15 protein-coding genes and 1 pseudogene are annotated in these 19,893 nt (G+C 50.2%); 7 read left to right on the forward strand and 9 right to left on the reverse strand.

The window, feature by feature from the left end; all coding sequences use genetic code 11:
• Positions 1 to 270: 270 nt before the first annotated feature.
• Positions 271 to 2,364, reverse strand: a complete 2,094-nt coding sequence (locus Q0323_RS02460) for a DNA polymerase III subunit gamma/tau (protein WP_298051151.1) — start codon at positions 2,362 to 2,364, stop codon at positions 271 to 273.
• 92 nt (positions 2,365 to 2,456) lie between these two features.
• On the opposite strand from Q0323_RS02460, the gene Q0323_RS02465 reads away from it, so the two are divergent.
• The 7 genes from Q0323_RS02465 (at position 2,457) to Q0323_RS02495 (ending at position 10,728) form a co-directional block, all read left to right on the forward strand.
• The gene (locus Q0323_RS02465; RefSeq protein WP_177386869.1) at positions 2,457 to 3,005 is read left to right on the forward strand and encodes a YajG family lipoprotein; all 549 of its coding nucleotides are present in this window, start codon (positions 2,457 to 2,459) and stop codon (positions 3,003 to 3,005) included.
• The gene (locus Q0323_RS02470; RefSeq protein ID WP_298051154.1) at positions 3,006 to 3,626 is read left to right on the forward strand and encodes a ComF family protein; all 621 of its coding nucleotides are present in this window, start codon (positions 3,006 to 3,008) and stop codon (positions 3,624 to 3,626) included.
• 38 nt (positions 3,627 to 3,664) lie between these two features.
• On the forward strand, positions 3,665 to 6,409 hold the full coding sequence (gene gyrA / locus Q0323_RS02475; RefSeq protein WP_298051156.1) for a DNA gyrase subunit A: 2,745 nt from the start codon (positions 3,665 to 3,667) through the stop codon (positions 6,407 to 6,409).
• A complete protein-coding gene (locus Q0323_RS02480; protein ID WP_298051157.1) occupies positions 6,402 to 7,433 on the forward strand; it encodes an aspartate-semialdehyde dehydrogenase in 1,032 nt (343 codons plus the stop codon). Before gyrA ends, Q0323_RS02480 begins: the two co-directional genes overlap by 8 nt.
• A gap of 306 nt (positions 7,434 to 7,739) precedes the next feature.
• Positions 7,740 to 8,231, forward strand: coding sequence for a YqhA family protein (locus Q0323_RS02485; RefSeq protein ID WP_298051158.1), 492 nt, complete (start codon positions 7,740 to 7,742; stop codon positions 8,229 to 8,231).
• Positions 8,232 to 8,233: 2 nt separating this feature from the next.
• On the forward strand, positions 8,234 to 9,280 hold the full coding sequence (gene hemE / locus Q0323_RS02490) for a uroporphyrinogen decarboxylase (protein ID WP_298051160.1): 1,047 nt from the start codon (positions 8,234 to 8,236) through the stop codon (positions 9,278 to 9,280).
• Between the two features lie 551 nt (positions 9,281 to 9,831).
• Positions 9,832 to 10,728, forward strand: a complete 897-nt coding sequence (locus tag Q0323_RS02495; RefSeq protein ID WP_298051161.1) for a radical SAM protein — start codon at positions 9,832 to 9,834, stop codon at positions 10,726 to 10,728.
• Between the two features lie 878 nt (positions 10,729 to 11,606).
• On the opposite strand, the gene Q0323_RS02500 is transcribed toward Q0323_RS02495, so the two are convergent.
• The 8 genes and pseudogenes from Q0323_RS02500 to Q0323_RS02535 all read right to left on the reverse strand — a co-directional run bounded on the left by Q0323_RS02500 (position 11,607) and on the right by Q0323_RS02535 (position 19,885).
• Positions 11,607 to 13,181 carry a subtype B tannase gene (locus Q0323_RS02500; protein WP_298051164.1) on the reverse strand — a complete coding sequence of 525 codons (1,575 nt, stop codon included), beginning with the start codon at positions 13,179 to 13,181 and terminating at the stop codon, positions 11,607 to 11,609.
• Positions 13,182 to 13,396: 215 nt separating this feature from the next.
• On the reverse strand, positions 13,397 to 13,888 hold the full coding sequence (locus tag Q0323_RS02505) for a TlpA disulfide reductase family protein (RefSeq protein ID WP_298051167.1): 492 nt from the start codon (positions 13,886 to 13,888) through the stop codon (positions 13,397 to 13,399).
• Positions 13,885 to 14,253, reverse strand: a complete 369-nt coding sequence (locus Q0323_RS02510) for a hypothetical protein (RefSeq protein ID WP_298051169.1) — start codon at positions 14,251 to 14,253, stop codon at positions 13,885 to 13,887. The genes Q0323_RS02505 and Q0323_RS02510 overlap by 4 nt, the downstream gene beginning before the upstream one ends.
• Before the next feature lie 264 nt (positions 14,254 to 14,517).
• Positions 14,518 to 15,156: pseudogene (locus tag Q0323_RS02515) on the reverse strand (ABC transporter ATP-binding protein); the annotation flags it as partial.
• 1 nt (position 15,157) lies between these two features.
• Positions 15,158 to 16,291: an FtsX-like permease family protein gene (locus Q0323_RS02520; RefSeq protein WP_298051171.1), complete on the reverse strand. Its 1,134-nt coding sequence runs from the start codon at positions 16,289 to 16,291 to the stop codon at positions 15,158 to 15,160.
• Positions 16,278 to 17,522, reverse strand: a complete 1,245-nt coding sequence (locus Q0323_RS02525) for an ABC transporter permease (RefSeq protein ID WP_298051175.1) — start codon at positions 17,520 to 17,522, stop codon at positions 16,278 to 16,280. The genes Q0323_RS02520 and Q0323_RS02525 overlap by 14 nt, the downstream gene beginning before the upstream one ends.
• Positions 17,522 to 18,940 (reverse strand): Fe-S-containing protein, encoded by a 1,419-nt coding sequence (locus Q0323_RS02530; protein WP_298051178.1) that lies wholly within the window; start codon positions 18,938 to 18,940, stop codon positions 17,522 to 17,524. Before Q0323_RS02530 ends, Q0323_RS02525 begins: the two co-directional genes overlap by 1 nt.
• Positions 18,941 to 19,363: 423 nt before the next feature.
• Positions 19,364 to 19,885, reverse strand: a complete 522-nt coding sequence (locus tag Q0323_RS02535; RefSeq protein ID WP_005869331.1) for an iron transporter — start codon at positions 19,883 to 19,885, stop codon at positions 19,364 to 19,366.
• Positions 19,886 to 19,893: the final 8 nt, after the last annotated feature.

Genomic DNA, 19,893 nt, shown 5'->3' on the forward strand with positions numbered 1-19,893 from the left:
AAAATTTAAAAATTTCACCGCCCGCCCGCGCTCTTTTTGGGTTCATTTGCAGTTTGCGCAAGCAGGCGCGGCTCTTTGCTGCGCACGTCCCGCCGAAGCTGCTTGCCTCGAAAGATCAAGCACCGTTGCAAAACCGAGCGGAGTGGGTAAAAATTTTAAAAGTCTAAATTTTAAAATCGCACAGGCTCTCTCGCCGCATAAATTTCGGAGTCGCTTTTGCACGTTTAAATTTTAAAATCGCACGGAGGTAAATTTAATCCGAATAAAGCGTTATTCCGTGATTTTGGTGGGCTCACCGAAAAGCCTATTCATCTCGGAGATCAAAATTTCCTTGCCGTCCTGCGCGCCGTTTGCGAGCTCGGCGAGACCAGCCTTGGCGGCGCGCACGCTCTTACTCGTATCGCGGGGCTTTGCGGCGTAGTTTTGCGGATCAGTGGATCTTAACAGATCATCCTTGGGCGGCTGTTTTTCGCCCTCGCCGCTAGCGCCGTTTTTTTTCGGTTTTGCCGCTTTCGGCACGAAATTTTCTTCGTAATTTTCGCTGTCGTTTGAAATTTCATCCTGCTCTGAGTTTGCGGTCCTGCTCGCGCCCAAGTCAGAATTTTGCGCGCCGCTCGTCGTACCGCTAGAATTTTCAAGCGGTCTTTCTGTGCTACTTGTAGCGCTCTTTGCTTTGCCTTTTTCTACGCTATCTTTGCTGCTTGGGGCGGAGTTTTCCGCGCCGCTCGGCGCAAAATTTTCTTGCTTATGCGGCGCGCTTTGCTCGATCTTGATGGCCGCGCTCTCGCCGAAAAGTGATTTTAGCACGCTGTTGATCGCTCGCGAGCCCTTGCGCAGGTATTCTCTATCCTGCCCCTGCGCGCGCGAGAGCAGATACAGCGTGCCGCGCTCGAACTTTAAAAATTCCACGCACTTGCTAAATTTCTCGCCCAGATCATAATCGCGGTCGTAAATTTTGGCTAAAAAATTCTCGTAAATTTCATTTTGAGCGCCCGTTTGGACGGAAGAGTTAGAATTTTGCGCCTGCGCCGCCACGCCAGGTTTGATCTCGCCGCCTGCGTCAAGGTTCTGTTTCACTGCACCGCTGGCACCGGAGTTTTGTGCCGTGTTTGCGGGACGTTTCGCGCTTGTCGTAAAGCTAGGCACGCCGCTTGTCGCGCTACTCTGGCCGCTCGGTGAAAAAGTAGCGCCGCCCGGCTCGCTATTTGGCGAAAAATTCGCGCTTTGGTTGGAATTTGACCTAAAATTCGGCGCGGAGCTTTGCGCGTTTAAATTAGGCGCCGAAGCGGAAGGATAGCCCTCGCCTTGATCCAGGGATCTTCCGACCTCTATGAGCTCGTCGATTTCGCGCAGATTTACCGCCTCCATCATCATAAAAATCATCATAGAAATTGCGTAGGTGTTGTCGGGGCTGATGGCGAGCATGCTCTTGGCGCCCGCTAAAATGCGGAAAAACCGCTCATACATCAGCAGGCTAAATTTCGCGTCGCGGCGCAGGAATTTATCCTTTAAATTTGCGATCATCTCGTCGATTATCGTCTCGGCGTTGTAGTTTTCGACCTCTTTGATGATCTCGATCGCGCCCGCGCGGTCTTGGCGCAGCACGACGTCTAAAATTTCGCCTATTTTGGCGGGATCGAGCAGGCCAAGCATATCGGCGATCGCGCGCTGCGTGATTCCTTCGCGGCTAAAGATAATCGCCTGATCGAGGAGCGTGAGCGTGTCTCGTAGCGAGCCCGAGCCGCTGCGTGCTAGAATTTCGAGCGCGCCCTCTTCGTAAGCGATCTTTTCGGTTTTTAAAATTTGCTCTAGGTGCGCCACGACGGCGCTTTTTGCGATCGGTTTAAAGCGAAAGTGCTGCGTGCGCGATAGCACCGTGACGGGAAGCTTGAGCGGATCGGTAGTCGCAAGGATAAATTTTACATAGCTAGGCGGCTCCTCAAGCGTCTTTAAAAGCGCATTGGAGGCCTCTTTGGTGAGCATATGCACCTCGTCGATGATGAAAATTTTAAAGCGCGCGCTTGCGGGATGATACTTCGTCTGCTCGATGAGCTCGCGGATATCGTCGATCTTGCGGTGGCTGGCGGCGTCCATCTCGATGATGTCGATGTGGCGCCCCTCGTTTGCCATTACGCAGTTATCGCAGACCTCGCACGGCTTACCGGTAGGACCCTTGTCGCATAAAAGCGCTTTGGCAAAAATCCTAGCCGTCGAAGTTTTACCGCTGCCGCGAAGTCCGCTGAAAAGATATGCGTGGCTCAGCCTGCCCGAATCCAGCGCGTGCGCGAGGCTTTTGGCGACGGCATCTTGACCGATGAGCTGCTCAAAGCTTTTGGGTCTGTATTTTAAAGCGAGTGCTTGCAAAATTTCTCCTTTGATCTTGCAATGATACAAAAAAATCTATAAATTTTAAATTTAGTGCTACAATGCGCCCGAATTTCAGAAAAAGGATCAAAATGAAAAAATTTTTAATCGGCGTATTTGCGCTATTTTTTGTCGCCTGCTCGCAAACTAGCAGCGTCATCAGCCTAAATCCGTATCTTTCTAAGGCCGATCAGACCGTAAGCGGCAAGTCGGTAAATATCAACGCGATCAACGATCAGCGCGAAAATCAGATGGTAATCGCCGTTATAAACGACAACGACGGCAAACTCGTCGATGAGGTGCTTTTAAAAAATAATCTCTCGGCGTGGTTCGACAAGGCTTTGCGCGCGGAGCTTGAGGCTCGCGGCGTAAGGATCGATCCGGCAAGCCCGAATATCGTAACCGTAAATATTAGAAGCATCTCGGCGGCGATCAACGGCTACTCGAAGGAAAATATGAGCGCAAGAGGCGAGGTTGCGATTTCTATCGTGCAGGGCAACAAAACTACGACCAAGCGCGTTTCGCAGGATCAGAGCCAATTTACCGCGCTTCGTACGGCTAGATCGCTTAATCCTTTTGTGCAAAGCTTACTTGGCGACATCGTCAAAAAATCCGCCGATCAAATCATCTTGACGCTTTAGATGCGCTGCGTAAATTGCGGCGCGTTTAGCCTGCGCACGATCTGCGCCGCCTGCGCCGCAAATTTAGCCGAATGCCGCCTAGGCATGCGGCAGGTGGAGGGCTTTAGCGTATTTTACTACTACGGCTACTCCGAAATTCGAGAGCTTATACTTTCTAAACATCACGAATACGGCGCTGCGGTGCTTGCGCGCATAGCCTCTTTAAGCTTAGCGAAATTCCCGCTTGATCTGCGGCGCGAAATTTCTACAAATCCGCAAAATTACGAAGCGTTTAAAACAACGGACGGAATTTTTAAATTTAATGCCGTACCGCTGGATGATGACGCTCGCAGCGGCTATTCACATACGGCGATCCTAGCTCGCGCGCTAAAAAGCGAGCTAATTGAGCCAAAATTTCACTGCCTGCGCGCGCAAAACCGCGTCAAATACACCGGGCAGAGTTTGGAATTTCGCCTAAAGCACAAGCGAAATTTTAAAATTTTAACCCCGCCGCAATTCCCCGTGATCCTGGTAGATGACATCATCACCTCAGGCCTTAGTATGCTGCAAGCGCGCGAGAGCTTGATCGATGGCGGCTTTATGCCAGTGTGCGGCTTGGTTTTAGCTAATGCAAAAGAATAATTCGCTATAATCGCTCGTTAAATTTTAAAAGGATCTTTATGCAAGAAAGTATTTTTGAAAATCAAGAGATCATCGATATCGATGTCGAGGAATCGATCAAGACGAGCTATCTTGATTACTCGATGAGCGTTATCATCGGTCGCGCGCTACCCGACGCCAGAGACGGCCTAAAGCCGGTGCATAGGCGAATTTTATACGCGATGAACGATCTTGGCGTGGGCTCTCGCCAGCCATACAAAAAATCCGCCCGTATCGTAGGCGACGTCATCGGTAAATACCATCCGCACGGCGATACCGCCGTTTACGATGCGCTCGTGCGAATGGCACAGAGCTTTTCGATGAGAATTCCTTCCGTCGACGGTCAAGGTAACTTCGGATCGATCGACGGCGACGGAGCGGCGGCGATGAGGTATACCGAAGCGCGTATGACGCCGCTAGCCGAGGAGCTTTTAAAAGACCTGGATAAAGAGACGGTCGATTTTGTACCGAACTACGATGAGAGCCTAAACGAGCCCGATGTATTGCCTGCGCGCGTGCCGAATTTGCTGCTTAACGGCTCAAGCGGAATCGCCGTTGGAATGGCGACGAATATCCCGCCACATAGCCTAGATGAGCTTGTGGGCGGTCTTTTGATACTGCTTGAGAATAAAAACGCAAGCCTAGAGGAGATTATGGGCGAGATCAAGGGTCCCGATTTTCCAACCGGCGGCATAATCTACGGCAAAAAAGGAATCATCGAGGCGTATAAAACGGGCAGAGGGCGCGTTAAAATTCGCGCTAAAACCCATATCGAAAAAAAGGCTAGTAAAGACGTCATCGTAATCGACGAGCTGCCGTATCAGACCAATAAGGCGCGTCTGATCGAGCAGATCGCAGATCTCGTAAAAGAAAAGCAGATCGAAGGCATCTCCGAGGTACGCGACGAGAGCGATCGCGACGGAATTCGCGTAGTAATCGAGCTTAAGCGCGACGCGATGAGCGAGATCGTGCTGAATAATCTATTTAAGCAAACCACGATGGAGGCGACCTTCGGCGTGATAATGCTCGCAATCGACGGCAAGGAGCCGAAGATTTTCACGCTGATAGAACTTTTGAAGCTGTTTTTGAACCACAGAAAAACCGTCATCATCCGCCGCACAATTTTTGAGCTTCAAAAAGCGCGCGCTAGAGCGCATATCTTAGAGGGCTTAAAGATCGCGTTAGATAATATTGACGAAGTGATTGACGTGATTAGAAATTCCGCCGACACCAACGTCGCGCGTGAAAATTTAATGAGCAGATTCGGCCTTAGCGAGGCGCAATCAGGCGCGATTTTAGATATGAGGCTAAGCCGCTTAACGGGACTTGAGCGCGAAAAGATCGAGGAGGAGCTAAAAGAAATTTTAGCCGAGATAAAGCGGCTTGATGCGATCCTAAAGAGCGAGGAGCTGATTGAGGGGATCATCAAAGACGAGCTTTTGGAGATCAAGGATAAATTTAAATGTCCGCGCATCACCGAAATCGTCGATGACTACGAGGATATCGACATCGAAGATTTAATCGCGAATGAAAATATGGTCGTTACGATCACTCATCGCGGCTACATTAAGCGCGTGCCTAGCAAGACTTACGAAAAGCAAAAGCGCGGCGGCAAGGGGCGCGTGGCGGTCACGACGTACGACGATGACTTCATCGAGAGCTTTTTTACGTCCAACACCCACGATACGCTTATGTTTATCACCGACCGCGGGCAGCTTTACTGGCTCAAGGTCTATAAAATCCCGGAGGGCTCGCGCACCGCAAAGGGCAAGGCGGTAGTAAATTTAATCCAGCTCGGCGCGGATGAAAAGATCATGGCGATCATCCCTACGAGCGATTTTGATCCGAGCAAGTCGCTCGTATTTTTCACTCGCAACGGTATAGTAAAACGCACGAATTTAAGCGAGTTTAAAAATATCCGCTCGCTCGGTATCCGCGCTATCAGCCTAGATGAGGACGATACGCTAGTAACCGCTCTCATCGCTCCAAACAGCGCCGAGGAGATGCAAAACTACAAAGGAGGCGCTCTAAGCGGCGACGATCTGGACGGTGGCGAGGCTGAGGAAGCCTTAGAGCAGACCGAGCAGGATATTTTAGAAGGAAGCGAGAATGAAATTTTAGATGAAATTTCGCAAGACGAGGGCGCGCAAGAGGGCGAGCCGCAAAGCGCCAACGAAAATATGCTCTTCATCGCTACGAAAAAGGGAATGTGCCTTAAATTTAATCTAAATAAAATTCGCCAGATGGGGCGCATCGCTCGCGGCGTAAAGGGGATTAAATTTAAAGAAAAAGGCGATGAAGTCATCGGCGCCGCGTTTATTTTAAGCGATATGCAAGAAATTTTAAGCGTGAGCCAAAAGGGTATCGGCAAGCGCACGACTGCGAGCGAGTATCGCCTCACAAACCGCGGCGGCAAGGGCGTCATCTGCATGAAACTCACCAACCGCACGGGCGAGCTCATCGGCGTTGTGATGGTTGATGAGGAGATGGATCTCATGGCGTTAACCACCAGTGGCAAGATGATCCGCGTCGATATGCAAAGCATCCGTAAAGCGGGCCGCAACACCAGCGGCGTCATCGTCGTAAATGTCGAGGGCGACGACGTCGTGAGCATCGCGACCTGCCCGAAAGCCGAGGAGAGCGACGAGGTCGAAGCGGACGAGCTTGCGCAGGATGAAAATTTATTAAATTCAAATTTGGATAGTAAAGATTCGCAGAGCGACGGCCCTAGCGATGAAATTTTAAAAGGAGGAGAGGATGAGTAGTTACAATATCGCCATCGTAGGTGCTACCGGCGCCGTAGGCGAGGAGATTTTGCGCGTCTTAGACGAGATGAACTTCCCCGTAAAGGACATACTGCCGCTTGCAAGCGCAAAGAGCGCGGGCGAGAAGGTGGAATTCCGCGGTAAAGAATACGTCGTGAAGGAGCTTACCGACAGCACCTTCGACGAAAACGAGATCGACATTGCGTTTTTTAGCGCGGGCGGCTCCATTTCGGCGCATTACGTGCCTTTTGCTGCGGCAAGCGGCGCGGTGGTGATCGACAACACTAGTCACTTTCGCATGCAAGAAAATGTCCCGCTCGTAGTGCCCGAGTGTAATCCTCAGGATATAAAGCTATGGGAAGAGACAGGCATCATCGCCAATCCGAACTGCTCAACTATCCAGATGGTTCAAATTCTTAAGCCGCTTGATGACGCGTTTGATATCGAGCGCGTGGACGTAAGCACCTATCAAGCGACGAGCGGCGCAGGTAAAGAGGGTATGAGCGAGCTTGTAGAGCAGTTGCAGCAGTTTTTCGCTTTTAAGCTTGATGAGTGTGAGCCGAAGGTTTTCCCGCATCAGATCGCGATGAATGTCATCCCACACATCGACGTATTTTTGGACAATGACTACACCAAAGAAGAGATGAAGATGGTGAACGAAACGCAGAAAATTTTGCATAAAAACTTCGCCGTTTCGGCTACCTGCGTGCGCGTGCCGGTACTTCGCAGCCACAGCGAGGCGATCACGATAAAATTTAAAAAGGATTTCGAGATTAGCCGCGTGCGTGAAATTTTAAGAAACGCGCCTAGCATCGTGCTTGCAGACGATCCGAGCAAAAACGAGTACCCGATGCCGCTACTTTCGAGCGACACGAACGAAACCTACGTCGGCAGGCTCCGCAGGGACAATTTCGACGATAAAATTCTGCATCTTTGGTGCAGCGCAGATCAGATCCGCGTCGGAGCGGCTACAAACGCCGTGCGCATCGCGCTTCGCTGGATCGATATGCAGCAAGACAGATAGGATAAATTTAGCAGAGTTGCCGAGCCTTTGTGCGCGGATACGGTCGCGTGCGTGATTTCGGCGCCGAAGACCGGCGAATAAAATTTGCAAATCAGCCTAGTTAAAAATTTAATGCCGCGAGCTGAAATTTTGCGCCTTTAACCTGGCGCAAAATTTTAAAGACTCAAACGGGCGCGATCAAAAGAGATAAATTTACGCGATTGTAAACGAGCGTAAATTTAAACGAACGCTTCGGCATGGAGTGGTTTTTAAATTTATACGTTCGTTTGTGGAGCGGCTAATCCCAAATTAAAATTTAAGGAAGAAATGAAAGCTATATTTGAGAAATTTTTACTTTGCAGCAAATTTTTAACCCTCCTGCCGGTACTTTTTTGCATCGCGGCAGGCGCGGCGATATTTGTGGTGGCAAGCTACGAAATCTGCTCGGCGCTCTATAAAATCGTAGAATTTTTTCTAGCTCCGCAGAGCGAGCGAGCGTTTTACGTCGATATTTTAAGCGAGATAATAACGGCGATCGATCTGTATCTGGTCGCTATAGTGCTGCTAATCTTCGTATTTGGAATTTATGAGCTGTTTATCGACGAGTTTGTGGATCTGAATTTGCAAGTTTTAAAGATCGCCTCGCTGGATGAGCTGAAGCACAAACTCGGCAGCGTCATCATAATGGTGCTCGTAGTGGATTTTTTCAAGAGAATTTTGCACACCGATTTTACTACCCCTTTGGATATGCTTTTGCTCGCAGGGGCTATCTTTGCGGTTTGTTTGGCTTTGTATATTTTGAGTAAATTTAAAGGATAAAAATGGTTTTCATCGACGCATGCTTCGGCAAAGAGACCCCATACACGCCCATTTGGATGATGCGCCAGGCTGGGCGCTACCTGCCGCAATACATGGCGGTGCGCGAGAGGGCGGGCGATTTTTTGAGCCTGTGCCGCGACTATCGCGCCGCTAGCGAGGTGACGATCCAGCCCGTGGAGATTTTGGGCGTCGATGCGGCGATTTTATTTAGCGATATTTTGGTCGTGCCGATGCAGATGGGGATGGATCTGCGCTTCGAAGCGGGCGAAGGGCCGCGCTTTAGCAATCCGATCCGCTCTCAGGGCGATTTGGCGCGCCTTGATCCACAAAAGGCCGCGGCGGGGCTCGGATACGTTTATGATACGATCTCGCTTACACGCTCGCGCCTTGCCGCGGATAAAGCGCTTATTGGCTTTTGCGGCGCGCCGTGGACGATCGCTACCTATATGATCGAGGGCGGCGGCAGTAAAAATTACGCCGTTTGCAAAAGGATGCTCTACGAAAATCCGCAGCTTTTGCATGAAATTTTGCGCCTCGTTACGGAGGCGACGAAGCTTTATCTAGCGCGCCAGATCGGCTCGGGCGTTGATGCGGTGCAGATCTTTGACAGCTGGGCGGGCGCGCTGGAGCCGAGCGCGTACGAGGAGTTCGGCTGGCGATACATCTTGGAAATCACGGAATTTTTAAAGGCGAAATTCCCGCATATCCCGCTCATCGTCTTTGCCAAGGGCACGGGCGCACAGATGTCGCGGCTGAGCCGTATCGCGGCGCGGCGCGGCGCGGCGAGCTTTGACGTATGGGGCGTGGATTGGAGCACTCCTATGGGGCTTGCGCGCGAGCAGCTCGGGGGCAAATTTGCGCTTCAGGGCAACCTGGAGCCGATGCGGCTATACGATCGCGGCGCGATAGAATCGGGCGTGCGCGAGATTTTAGCGGCGATGAAGGGCGCTGCGCATATCTTTAATCTAGGCCATGGAATTTTGCCCGACGTGAGCGTGCAAAACGCCAAATATCTAGTGGATCTGGTGCATGAGCTAAGCGCACGCTAAAATCAGACTTTGCGATAGCCTGTTTGCAGCGCGCCGTTGTGAAATTTCATAGAGCCGTAATTTAAAATTTTGCTAGCCCGGGTTGCTTGATTTACTTCCGCACGATTTTTCCGCTGCCCATAAATTTTAAATTTTACACCACTTTCACGCCGTCAAAACAGCTTGCGGAACGCAAAGTTCTAAATTTTAAAATTCTGCGCCGTTTTGCGCGGCGGTATCGCTAAATTTTAAAATTTAGCCGCAATTTGAATTTTATATCGCTTTTACGCCGAGCGAGGCTTAAAATTTTACGCGCTATGTATGCGGCGGCGTAAAAATACCGCGAGCTCGCTAGTTTAAATTTAGCTCGCGCTTTAAATTTATGGCTCGCACGCCCCAAATTTAAGGATAAATTCAAAGCTCTAAGCTTAAAATTCCGTCCTAGCGGGGCGGAGCGCAGAAGTGAAATTTCGCATAAAAGCGGCGCCAAATTTCGGCGCTCGGAAGCAAAATTTAAAGCGAAATCTCGCGCCAAAAATGCCGTCATTCGTAAATCAAATCATGGAGCAAAAATGAGATATATTTTCGGACCCGTCGCCTCGCGTAGGTTCGGGCGCAGCCTCGGCATCGATCTGAGCCCGCAGCGCAAGCAGTGCAACTTCAACTGCGTCTACTGCGAGCTGGGCGCGGGCAAGCCGGTAAGCTCGATGAGCGAGCCCTGTGAGATCGGCCCGGTCATCGCCGAGCTGAAAACCGCGCTGGCGATGCATCCTAACATAGATGTCATCACGATCACGGCAAATGGCGAGCCTACGCTGCATCCGCGCTTTGCAGAGCTCGTGGATGCACTAAAGGCGCTGCATCTGCCGCAGAAACTGCTCGTTTTGTCAAACGGCTCACTCGTGCGCGAAAACAGCGCGGCGCTAGCGAAGCTTGATATCTGCAAATTTTCGCTAGATAGCGTGCTTGCAAAAAGCTTTCGCAAGGTAGACGGCCCGCACGCGGGCATTAGTGCAGATGATATCATAAGCGCGATCGCAGATTTTGCGCGTGAGTTTCGCGGCGAGCTTGATATCGAAATCCTAGTCGTGCGTGGGCTAAACGACACGCAAGAGGATTTTGCGGCGCTGAATGCGGCTCTAGCGCGCATCAACCCGCACCGCGTAGATATTGGCACTATCGATCGCCCGCCCGCATACCGCGTAGAGGGAGTAAGCGAGGCGCAGCTGCGCTATCTGGCTACTTTCATCGAAAATCAAAACGTAAATATCATCGCCGCACCCAAATACGCAAGCGAACGGCTGAGCTTTAGCGAGGATGAGATATTGCATACTTTGGCACGTCGTCCGCAGCGCACGAGCGACGTGGAAGCGATGTTTGACGAGCCCAGCACGCAGCTTTTAAAGCGGCTTGTGGATGCAGGTAAGGTCGTTTTTGAGGACGGTTTTTACGAGATCGCAAAAGGCTAGGGCGTTAAAATTTTAAAAGCTATTTTGCGGCTTGGCAAGGGGGGCTTACATTTAGACCTCGCGTCGCAAAGAGTGCAAAGGGTGTCGCCGCACGCCGAGCTAGAGAGGCGGTGCAAGGAGGCTAGCGTTAAATTTAGCGCCTAGTTGCGCCGCTGCCGCAAAGATGCTAGCACGCCCGGTTTTAGGAAACGATGCTGACGCGGCGTGCGTTGGTCTTTAATAGGCTAAGCGGTGCTTAAAAGCGCCGTTAAATTATGAAATTTATACACACGGCGCAAAGATACAGACCCCAAACGGCGCTTTTTGGGCGCCAGTGGATTATTGAAGTAGGCCGAATGGATGGCAAAAGCGGGTTTGGATCCGCGGGAGATCGCGAAATGTGCGCCTTTAAATTTAGCCCGCTACCGTGCTTCTTTGAGTTTTCTGCGTTCATTTTGGTGGATTTTTAATCACCCGCGCGTCGAATGCGCGCTTATGCACGATACTTGCGTGCTCAAATACCTGCGATCGGAAGTGCATAAACGCCGTGAAATTTTATCGCATACTTCGGTTTTTATTTTAGCCTGCAGAATTTGATTGTGCCGAAATTTTGGCGCGGATCGCGCTAAAAGCTCCGCGCCATAAATCGCCGTGGCCGATAAAATTTAATTCGCGTCGTTTTGTCGCGATAAAATTCTATGGAATTTTTTGAATGCTGGCTGCAAAATTTCAAGCCGTTACGCGCCTTGAGACGATGCCAAAATTTTAACGCGATAGAATTTCGCGGCAGAATTTTACCCCGCTTAGCGTATCTGCTAGAGCGAGCTTTGGGCGATAAAATTTAGGGCAGAGCTGCGGGCAAAATTTTAAATTCTAAGATGAAATTTTGCCCGTTAAGTCTAGCGCGCGACTATTTCGTCGATCCAGTCAAAAAGCTCCTCAAGATCGTAATCGCCGGCGTGTCCTTGCCCCCAAGGCACCGCAAAATCGACGTTTTTGCCCGCGTTTTGCAAGCTAAGCGCCAAAATCGCGGGAATCGCAAGCGCCGTATCGCGATCGCTCGCGCCGTGTCGGATGCGGTAAAATTTCGCGCCGTTTTCGTTGAGCACGAAGCTCATTGCATCCATCATCTCTACGATCCGCGCATCTGCGATTAGCACCCCTTTGGCGGGGTCATTCATCGCACTAAAATCCGTAAAATGTGCCGCGTTAAATTTAGCGCCGCCGAACAGCTCGTTTTCGGGATTTTCAAGCGCGAAGCCGTCGAATGCAGGCGGGGTCTTGGCGCGCGGCTTGGAGGTCGCGTAGCCCCAAAAAAGCATATGCGATTGCGACGCGTCGTCCTTGATCTTTGCAGCGAGGTATAGGGGCGCCTTCGCGCGAGGATTTTTCGCCGCAAAATCAGCAAACGAGGCCGATATAAGCCCGTTTATGTAATCTTTGAAGCTGCCGTCGCCGTTTTTATCCAGGCTTAGCGCGCGGCCGTCTCCGTCCTTTAAGCTTAGCGAGTTCAAATAGGCGGGGAATTGCGCCTTTAGCTCGTCTGAAATTTTAATCTGCGCTGCGCTTAGCTTGCCGCTTAGCATCTTGCGCGCGGGCTTTGCGGCGCTTTGATTTGCATCTTTTTTGGAATTTTTTTCAGCGCCGCTAGAATTTTCGCCGCGCTCGTTAAATCCCGCCGCATCAAGCCCGCTAAAATCCATCTTTTTATATTCGCTCTGCGCGCCGAACATCCACTCATACGCCGCGTCCGCGTGCTTTAGATTTGTGATCGGGCAGTATACGGACGCCGCGTAAATTTTATCGCTTGCCTTCGCAGCGCCCAGATCGTTCAGATACGGCTCGTACGCAGCCTCGTCCCCGCTTGCGCCCAAAAGCGCCGAGAGCGCTCCGCCCGCGCTCGTGCCATTTGAGACGATCCTGTTTGCGTCCCCCGGTATCGCCGCGTCGTTAAATTTCAGATACCGCACGGCGGCTTTTAGATCTACGATCGCTGCGGGCGCCTTGCCGATATAATCGCCGGTTGCGTCCTTTAGCGTGCGTCCGCGCGCTGCGGGAGCGGCTACAACGTAACCGCGCGAAAGCGCCGTAGCGATCGCGTTTGGTTTGCCGCTTGCGTCTATTTTGACCTCGCCCGCTTCGCCCGGCATGTAGCCGCCCACGCCGTTGGGTAAAAATATAGGCGCGCTTGCGGCGTCAAATTTGCCGCTCTTGCGCCCCTCAAAATACTGCTGCGGGATGAAGATATTCATGCTCTGATAGTGCGCGCTTACGGGTTTTGCGACGTAGATTATGTTTTTGTAAGCGCGAAATTTTATCTTTTTGCCACCTACGATCACGCTTTCTTGCGTAAAATTTGCGGCGTTAAATTTCAGATCTATTTGCGCGCTCTGCGTCGCCGCAACCTCGGCGTTTAGGCTTAGCGCGCCGCAAAGTATCGCGGCAGCGCCTAGGACAAGGGATTTTTTACTCATTGACGTTTCCTTTCTATTTTGATATCGCCGCTTTTTAGCCCTTTAAGCAGCTTAGTAACAAAGCTAATTTTAGCATTAAATCCGCTGCGTGCCTAAATTTTGAAATTTAAACGCAAAGGCGTCTGCAAGTTGAAAGGAATTTTAAACTCGAAGTGTTATTTTAGTGGGCATTTGCGATCCGCCGCCGTAAATCCGGCTGCATTAAATTCCGCTCTTTAATTTATAAGCTTGAGCTGTGTTTCGAAGGCGGATTTGGGGTAGAGGCCGATGAGTTTTTTGACCGCTTTGCCGTTTTTATCGTAGATCACCGACGTGGGGGTACCAAAAATTCCGCCTACGATGGTTTCAAAGTATTTCACCGAGCTCGCGCCGCTGACGCTTGGGAATTTTATCCCCTTTTCGCGAGCGACCGCGGCATCGGCTTCTAAGCCTTTGCCGTCGCCCAAAACGCCGATAACTAGCGCGTCGCCGCTAGCTTGCAGCTCGTTTAGCACGGGTACTTGGGCTTTGCACGCGCCGCAGCCGCTAGTGTAGAAAAATAGCACAAAGGGCTTGTCGTTGCCCTCGATCTTTAGCGTGCGCTCGGAGGGGTCGAACTTGGAGGCAAGCGAGGCGCCGTCGCTGCTTAGATGGTGCTTCCATCCGTCGCAGCCCGCGAGCAGTAGCGCGAACACGGCGGCAGCAACTTTTAAATTTAAAAATTTCATAATTTGAAATCCGTCCTTAAATCTACTTTTAAAACTGCTAAATTCGTTTTTAAATTTGCGTTTGAAATTTTAAAATTTGTGGCGAGATTTCTACCGGAATTTATATCGCGATCTGCGCTTAGGTGTATGTCGCGATCCGCGTCGTAATACGCACCCGTAGCGTTTTGGCTTTTAAAATTTAGAATTTTAAAATTTTTACCCACTCTACTCGGCTTCGCAACGGCGCTTGATATTTCGAGGCAAACGGCTTCGGCGGGATGCGCGCAGCAAAGAGCCTCACCTGCACGCGTGAGCTTTGTGCGAACCCAAAAAGAGCGCGGGCGGGCGGTGAAATTTTTAAATTTTAACGTAGCTATATTTTTCATCATGCGAGCTAAATTTTACGCACCGGAATTTTTGGCACCTTGATTTTCGCCGTTAGAATTTTCGGCACTCTGATCTTCGCCACCTAAATTTTGCGAAGCGGAATTTTTCTCACTCGTGCTCGAATTTTTATCGCCGTTCTTAGCTTTTAAATTTTCGGCGTTAGAGCTCTGTGAAGCGCTTTGGCTTAAATCGCGATCTGAATTTTCACCCTGAGAGCCTAGATGATGTTTCATTGTGCTTTGATCCAAAAGCTCTATTCGATCGAGCTTGCCGTGTCTTAGACGCACCACTTTGTCGGCAAATTTACCGAGCTCCTCGTTGTGTGTGACCAAAAGCAGCGTCTTGCCCTCGCTACGAAGCGTCTGAAAGAGCTGCAAAACCACGCGCTCGTTGGCCTCGTCGAGGTTGCCCGTAGGCTCGTCGGCGATGATGATGTCGGGGTCGTTGATGAGTGCGCGAGCGATGCAGACGCGCTGCTGCTCGCCGCCGCTAAGCTCGCTAGGGCGGTGCGTGATGCGGTGCCCGAGCCCCACTTTCTCAAGTGCTGCTTTGGCGCTGTCCTCGTCCACGCAGCTGTGGTAGTATTGATTTAACATAACGTTTTCGACGGCCGTTAGATAGGGGATTAGGTGAAACTGCTGAAACACGAGACCGATCTTTTTGCGGCGAAATTCTAAAATTTGCTCGTCGTTTAGCGCGCTCGCGTCGGCTCCGCCTAGGATGTATCTGCCTGCGGTGGGGGTATCCATCAGGCTTAGGATATTTACGAGCGTGCTTTTGCCGCTGCCGCTTGGGCCCATTATGCTGACCCACTCGCCGCTTAAAACGTCGAAGCTGATATTATCGAGAGCCTTGACCTCGCCGAAGTATTTGCAGATGCCTTCAAATTTTAAAATTTCCATGTCATTCCCTTAATAGATTCGCTAAATTTGGATTCAGCGCCTTTTTGATCGGATAGTAGCTTGCCGCGAGCGCAAAAATCAGGCTCAGCGCGACCGCCGCAAAGAGGCTAATCAGCCTAAAATCCACGCTGCTTGAAAATATCAGATGCCCGAGCAAGATCGCTAGCAGGTATCCCACGAATACTCCAGCTAGCGAGCCTGCGACGCAGACGGTTAAAATTTCGCTCAGGATCAGGTGGAGCAAATTTTGTTTGCTCGCGCCGATTGCGCGGATGAGCGCGAACTCTTTGATGCGCGAAAGCAGGATCGAGCTAAGGCTCGTGTTGATGCAGACCGAGGTGATCAAAAGGATCGTAATGCCGATAAGAAGCATCAAGAGCTTGATTTTGTTTAAGATGATGCCTTGGGTCTTGGATACCTTGCCGATCGGCGCGAAGCTCATCTGCGCATCGCTTAGGCTCTTTGAAATTTCGCTTAGCTGCTTAAAATCGCCGCTTACGATCGCTTCGGCGTAGTTTACCTGCGCAGGCTGATTTAAAATTTTTTGCGCCAGCGGCAGCGAGATTAGCAGCATGCCATCCTCTTTCTGCCCGTCATAGACGATGCCTTTTATCTTAACTTTGCTCGTTTCGTTTGAGCCGATCGGCGTGATCTCGATACTGTCGCCGAGCTTCGCGCCCAAAAGTTTAGCGAGATCTTGTCCGATGAGAGCGTTTTTATCGTCGAAATCCACGCCGATAAACGAGCCCTCTTTGAGATCCAAAAACGGCATAGTATCGCGCAGGGAGGAGAAATTTACGCCCATGATGATGCCTGAGTTGACGCCTAAATTTGCGCTGCCGAAAAGATATTTATTCGCGCTTTTCAGTGTGGGGATTTTAGCAAATTTTGCATCGAGCGCCGCTTCGTCCATATGGGAATTTTCTAAATTTGCGGGGCTTACGATTAAATTTGCGCCGTAGCTGTTTAGCTCGCTGGCGACCTTTTTATCGATGTCGGCGTAGATATTTACGAACGCCGCGCAAACCGCGCTGCCTAGCATGATCGCGACGAAAATCACGAAGCTGCGGATGCCGCTGTTGATGATACTTTTAAAGATCGCGCCTCTGAAAAACGCTCCGTTATTTCCTACCATAAAGCACCTCCGCAGGCAGTAGCTTGATCACTCCGCGTAGCGGCAAGATCGAGCCGATAATGCAAATAAGAAGTCCAAAGACGATACTAAGCGGAAAGACCATAAGTGAGACACCAATGAATGAGCCAAAAATTTGATATGCGATCGCCCAGCTAAGCACGTAGCCCACGACTGCGCCCAAGAGTGAGCTTGCTACGCATATGACGAAAATTTCGGCGGCGAACTGGATATAGATCATAAAGTTGCTCGCTCCCAGGGCTTTAAGCAAGCCGATCTCCTTTTTGCGCTTGTAAATTTCGCTGCTTAGCAGGCTCGTGATGCAGATGCTTGAAATCAGCAGCGATAGGATGCTTACGACGCCCATTAAATTTTGAATTTTTTTCGTGATGCCACTTTGAGCTTCGCTGACGCTAAGCACCGCCTTAGCAGTTGCATTTGGATACTCCTCGGTGATCTGATACGCGATGGAGCTTACGTATGCCGAGCAATACCATGTGTCGTATTCTGTGGCGTCTAGATTATCGAGGCTTCTTCTTGCCTTTACGGACAGATCGTCTTCGGGGATCGTCATGGCGCTGACTTCTGCCTTAGCGATGAGGCCCTCTTTGTGCGTTAGCTTTTGCACTAGCGATAAATTTGCTATCAGCTTTTTGGCTTCATCCTCCGCGCCGTGCAAAATCCCAACGACTTTAACCTCATAATCTCCAAGCTTAACCGTATCGCCGATCTTAAGCCCCAGCGCGTCGCCTGCGAGTACCTCATTCTCGGCGCCGTCTTTTACCCACTGCCCCTCTACACTCCAAAACGGATAGAGCGAGTGCACGCCCGATCTGAAATCAGGCTCGTCGCTAACGCCCACGTCCCTTTCAAAGTAGGTTCCCACGACGTCGTAATCTCCTGCGCGGGTAGTTAAAAAGGGCGCAAAGGCGGTGATATTGTTGCGCCAAAAGATTTCTTTGATCTTATGCAGCTCGCTCTCTTTTAAAAAATCATCGTTCTTAAGCGGAGAGTATTCGCGCCCACCGATCTCGATACTTAGGCTTTGCGAACGCGGCAGCACGACGATATTTGAGCCGTAGCTGCGTAGCTCCTTAGCGACCTCATCGCCGATTTTTAGCGTGATATTTAGCATGCAAGCGATCAGCGAGACCGATAAAAATATCGTCAAAAACGCTAGAATTTTGCTATCCCTGGAGTTTAAAATGGAGGATTTGATGATGCGTAAAAACATTATTTAAGCTCCTTTAGCGTGCCGTTTTCATCTACATAACGCTCGGGGTGCGCGGTGAAGGCGTTTGCATTCGCTTCGCTTTCGAAAAAGTAGGTGCGTCCGTAGTAAAGATAGCTAAATTTAGAGGTGTTTAAAATTTCTTTTCTGCTGACCGGATCGATCACTTTTTTATCCACAATCTCCGAGAAATAGGACGCGCCGTCCTCAATTGTCTTAAGCGCGATGACGATATTTTGCCCCTCTAGCTTATAATCCAGCGGGATCGGATTGCAGCCGCCCAGCTTGCCGACGCTCGGCAAAAATATCCGCACGTTGCAAGCGATGCAGATGAGCTCGTCGCCTTTTTTGATATAGCCCATATCGCCGCAGATCGAGCACGCGTCAAAAACCGCGACCGGGGCAAATTTATCCGTGAAGCGGTTTAGTAGAAAAAATCTGACCTTATGCCCGTCGTCGGTGACGTAGGCAAAGCGGTGCAGCTTGCCGTCCTTTACGATGTTTGCATCGATTATGAATTCCGCGCCTTGCGGCTCGATAATCTTAGGCTCATCGATCGTAGGCGGTTTTGAAGCGACCAAGATATAATAAAGCCCCAAAAAGCTGATTAGAATCCCAAGCGATAAGATCAGGCTAAAATCTCTAAAAATGGCAAATCTGCCCGCTTTAACCTCTCTAAATTTTATAATGTCCGCTTCGCGAGGCACTCGACTTGGCGCACGAAATGCCGTAAGTAGCGCAATTAGCGTAGCTATAAGGCAAAGAACTAGCGTCAGATAGGAGTTGTTGTAGTGGATGATTTTGGCGATGACGCTTAGAAACTCGGACGAGCCGATCGCGTTTGAAAGCCCTTCAAAACCCTTCGCAGCTAGTGCTTTGGGCGCGTCTGCCTGGCGCAGATCAAGACCTAAAAAGCCGATTTTAGCGATAAAAGCAAACGCCCATGCAAGAGCGAATGACGCTAGCTTTGCGCCCCTGCTAGCGCGCGCTAGAGCTGAGCGATAAATAAAATAGAATAAAATGAGCGCCAGCGCACCTAAAACCGCCATAAAGAGGTTGGTTAGGCTAAAGCTGTCCAGTAGCTCGCCGGAGAAAATTTTAAAATTCATCCCTATGAAGCGGTATTCAAATCCATACGCGCAACCAAGAGCAAAAATAACTATAGCGGTAAGATAGAATCGCTTAAACTTAAACGCAAGCAGTAGCGCGAGCAGCGCTAAAAGTGCGAGCGCGTCAAATATAATCTTGCCCGTATCGGCGTTTGCCGAGCGCGCAAATGCGCTAAAGCACAGCGCCCCGAATGCAGCTCCCAAAAGCGCGGGCAAAAACGATGCGCTGATAAAGCGCCTACCGCCCAGATACGCGCTTAAAAACGCGAGCGGAAACAGAGCCAAGCTAACGTGATAAAAAAATATACTCATCAAAATCCTCATCAAGCCTAATGCGCGTAAATCGCCTGTAATCGCTTAAATTTTAAAATTTTAAAACCTACGCCATTTTGTAAATTTTAAAATTTCAAATCCACTCGCAAAAAGTTCGCAACGGCAAGAGCCGCCCGCAAAGAGAAATTCGCCTCGCTCTTGCTTTGGTTTTGTCTCGCCCTCGCGCTGCGCTAAATTTAAAATTTTAAAATTTCAAGCCTCTTGAAATTTTAAAATTTTGCCGCAGCTAAAAAGATTCGTAAGCTTAAACGCATTAAAGCAAAAACGATACGCTTTGGCTGCGGCGTAGCGGTTAAATTTAAACTAGCTAAATTTAACCGCCTTAAATTTAAAGCGTGCGGCTAAACCCAATACCGCTAGGACTCCGCCGAAAACGGACTCGGCGAAGCTTGAAGCGTGATTTTACTCTTTAGGAGCGCCAGTGTATTGGAAGGTGTATTTAACCGAGAACGGCTCCCACCATTTGCCTACGCCGGTCGCTTTGTCTGCGTGGCGTCCGAATCCGTTGGCGCTTGGATTTTCGATGTTATAGGTTAGCTCGTAGTTGCCTACGCCGTTTACCATCTTGATATTGGCGCCGTAGTGAGGGCCGTCGCTAGCTACCATCGGCATGAAATTTCCTTTTTGAATCTTGCCTGTGTCTAGGTTTTTAAGCACATAAGCGATCTTTAGATAAGGGATCCACTCGCCCTCGCCAAATCCGTTTGCGTTGCCTTTAATGGCGTGGATATCCGCCTCTAGGTGGATGTCCGCTTTGCTAGGGGCTAGATCGATGCCTTTAGGCTCCATATCGATAGGCTGAAGATACACAGCAGCGATCTCCATTCCATTTTGCTCAATCGGCTCGCCGATCGGATGCTCTCCCGCCATTGCTATAACAGAGGCTAGGCTTAGTGCCAACATACCTGAAAAAATCTTTTTCATCTTTTCTC

Origin of the sequence: uncultured Campylobacter sp. (genome assembly GCF_938030145.1) — a bacterium.
Classification (GTDB): domain Bacteria; phylum Campylobacterota; class Campylobacteria; order Campylobacterales; family Campylobacteraceae; genus Campylobacter_B.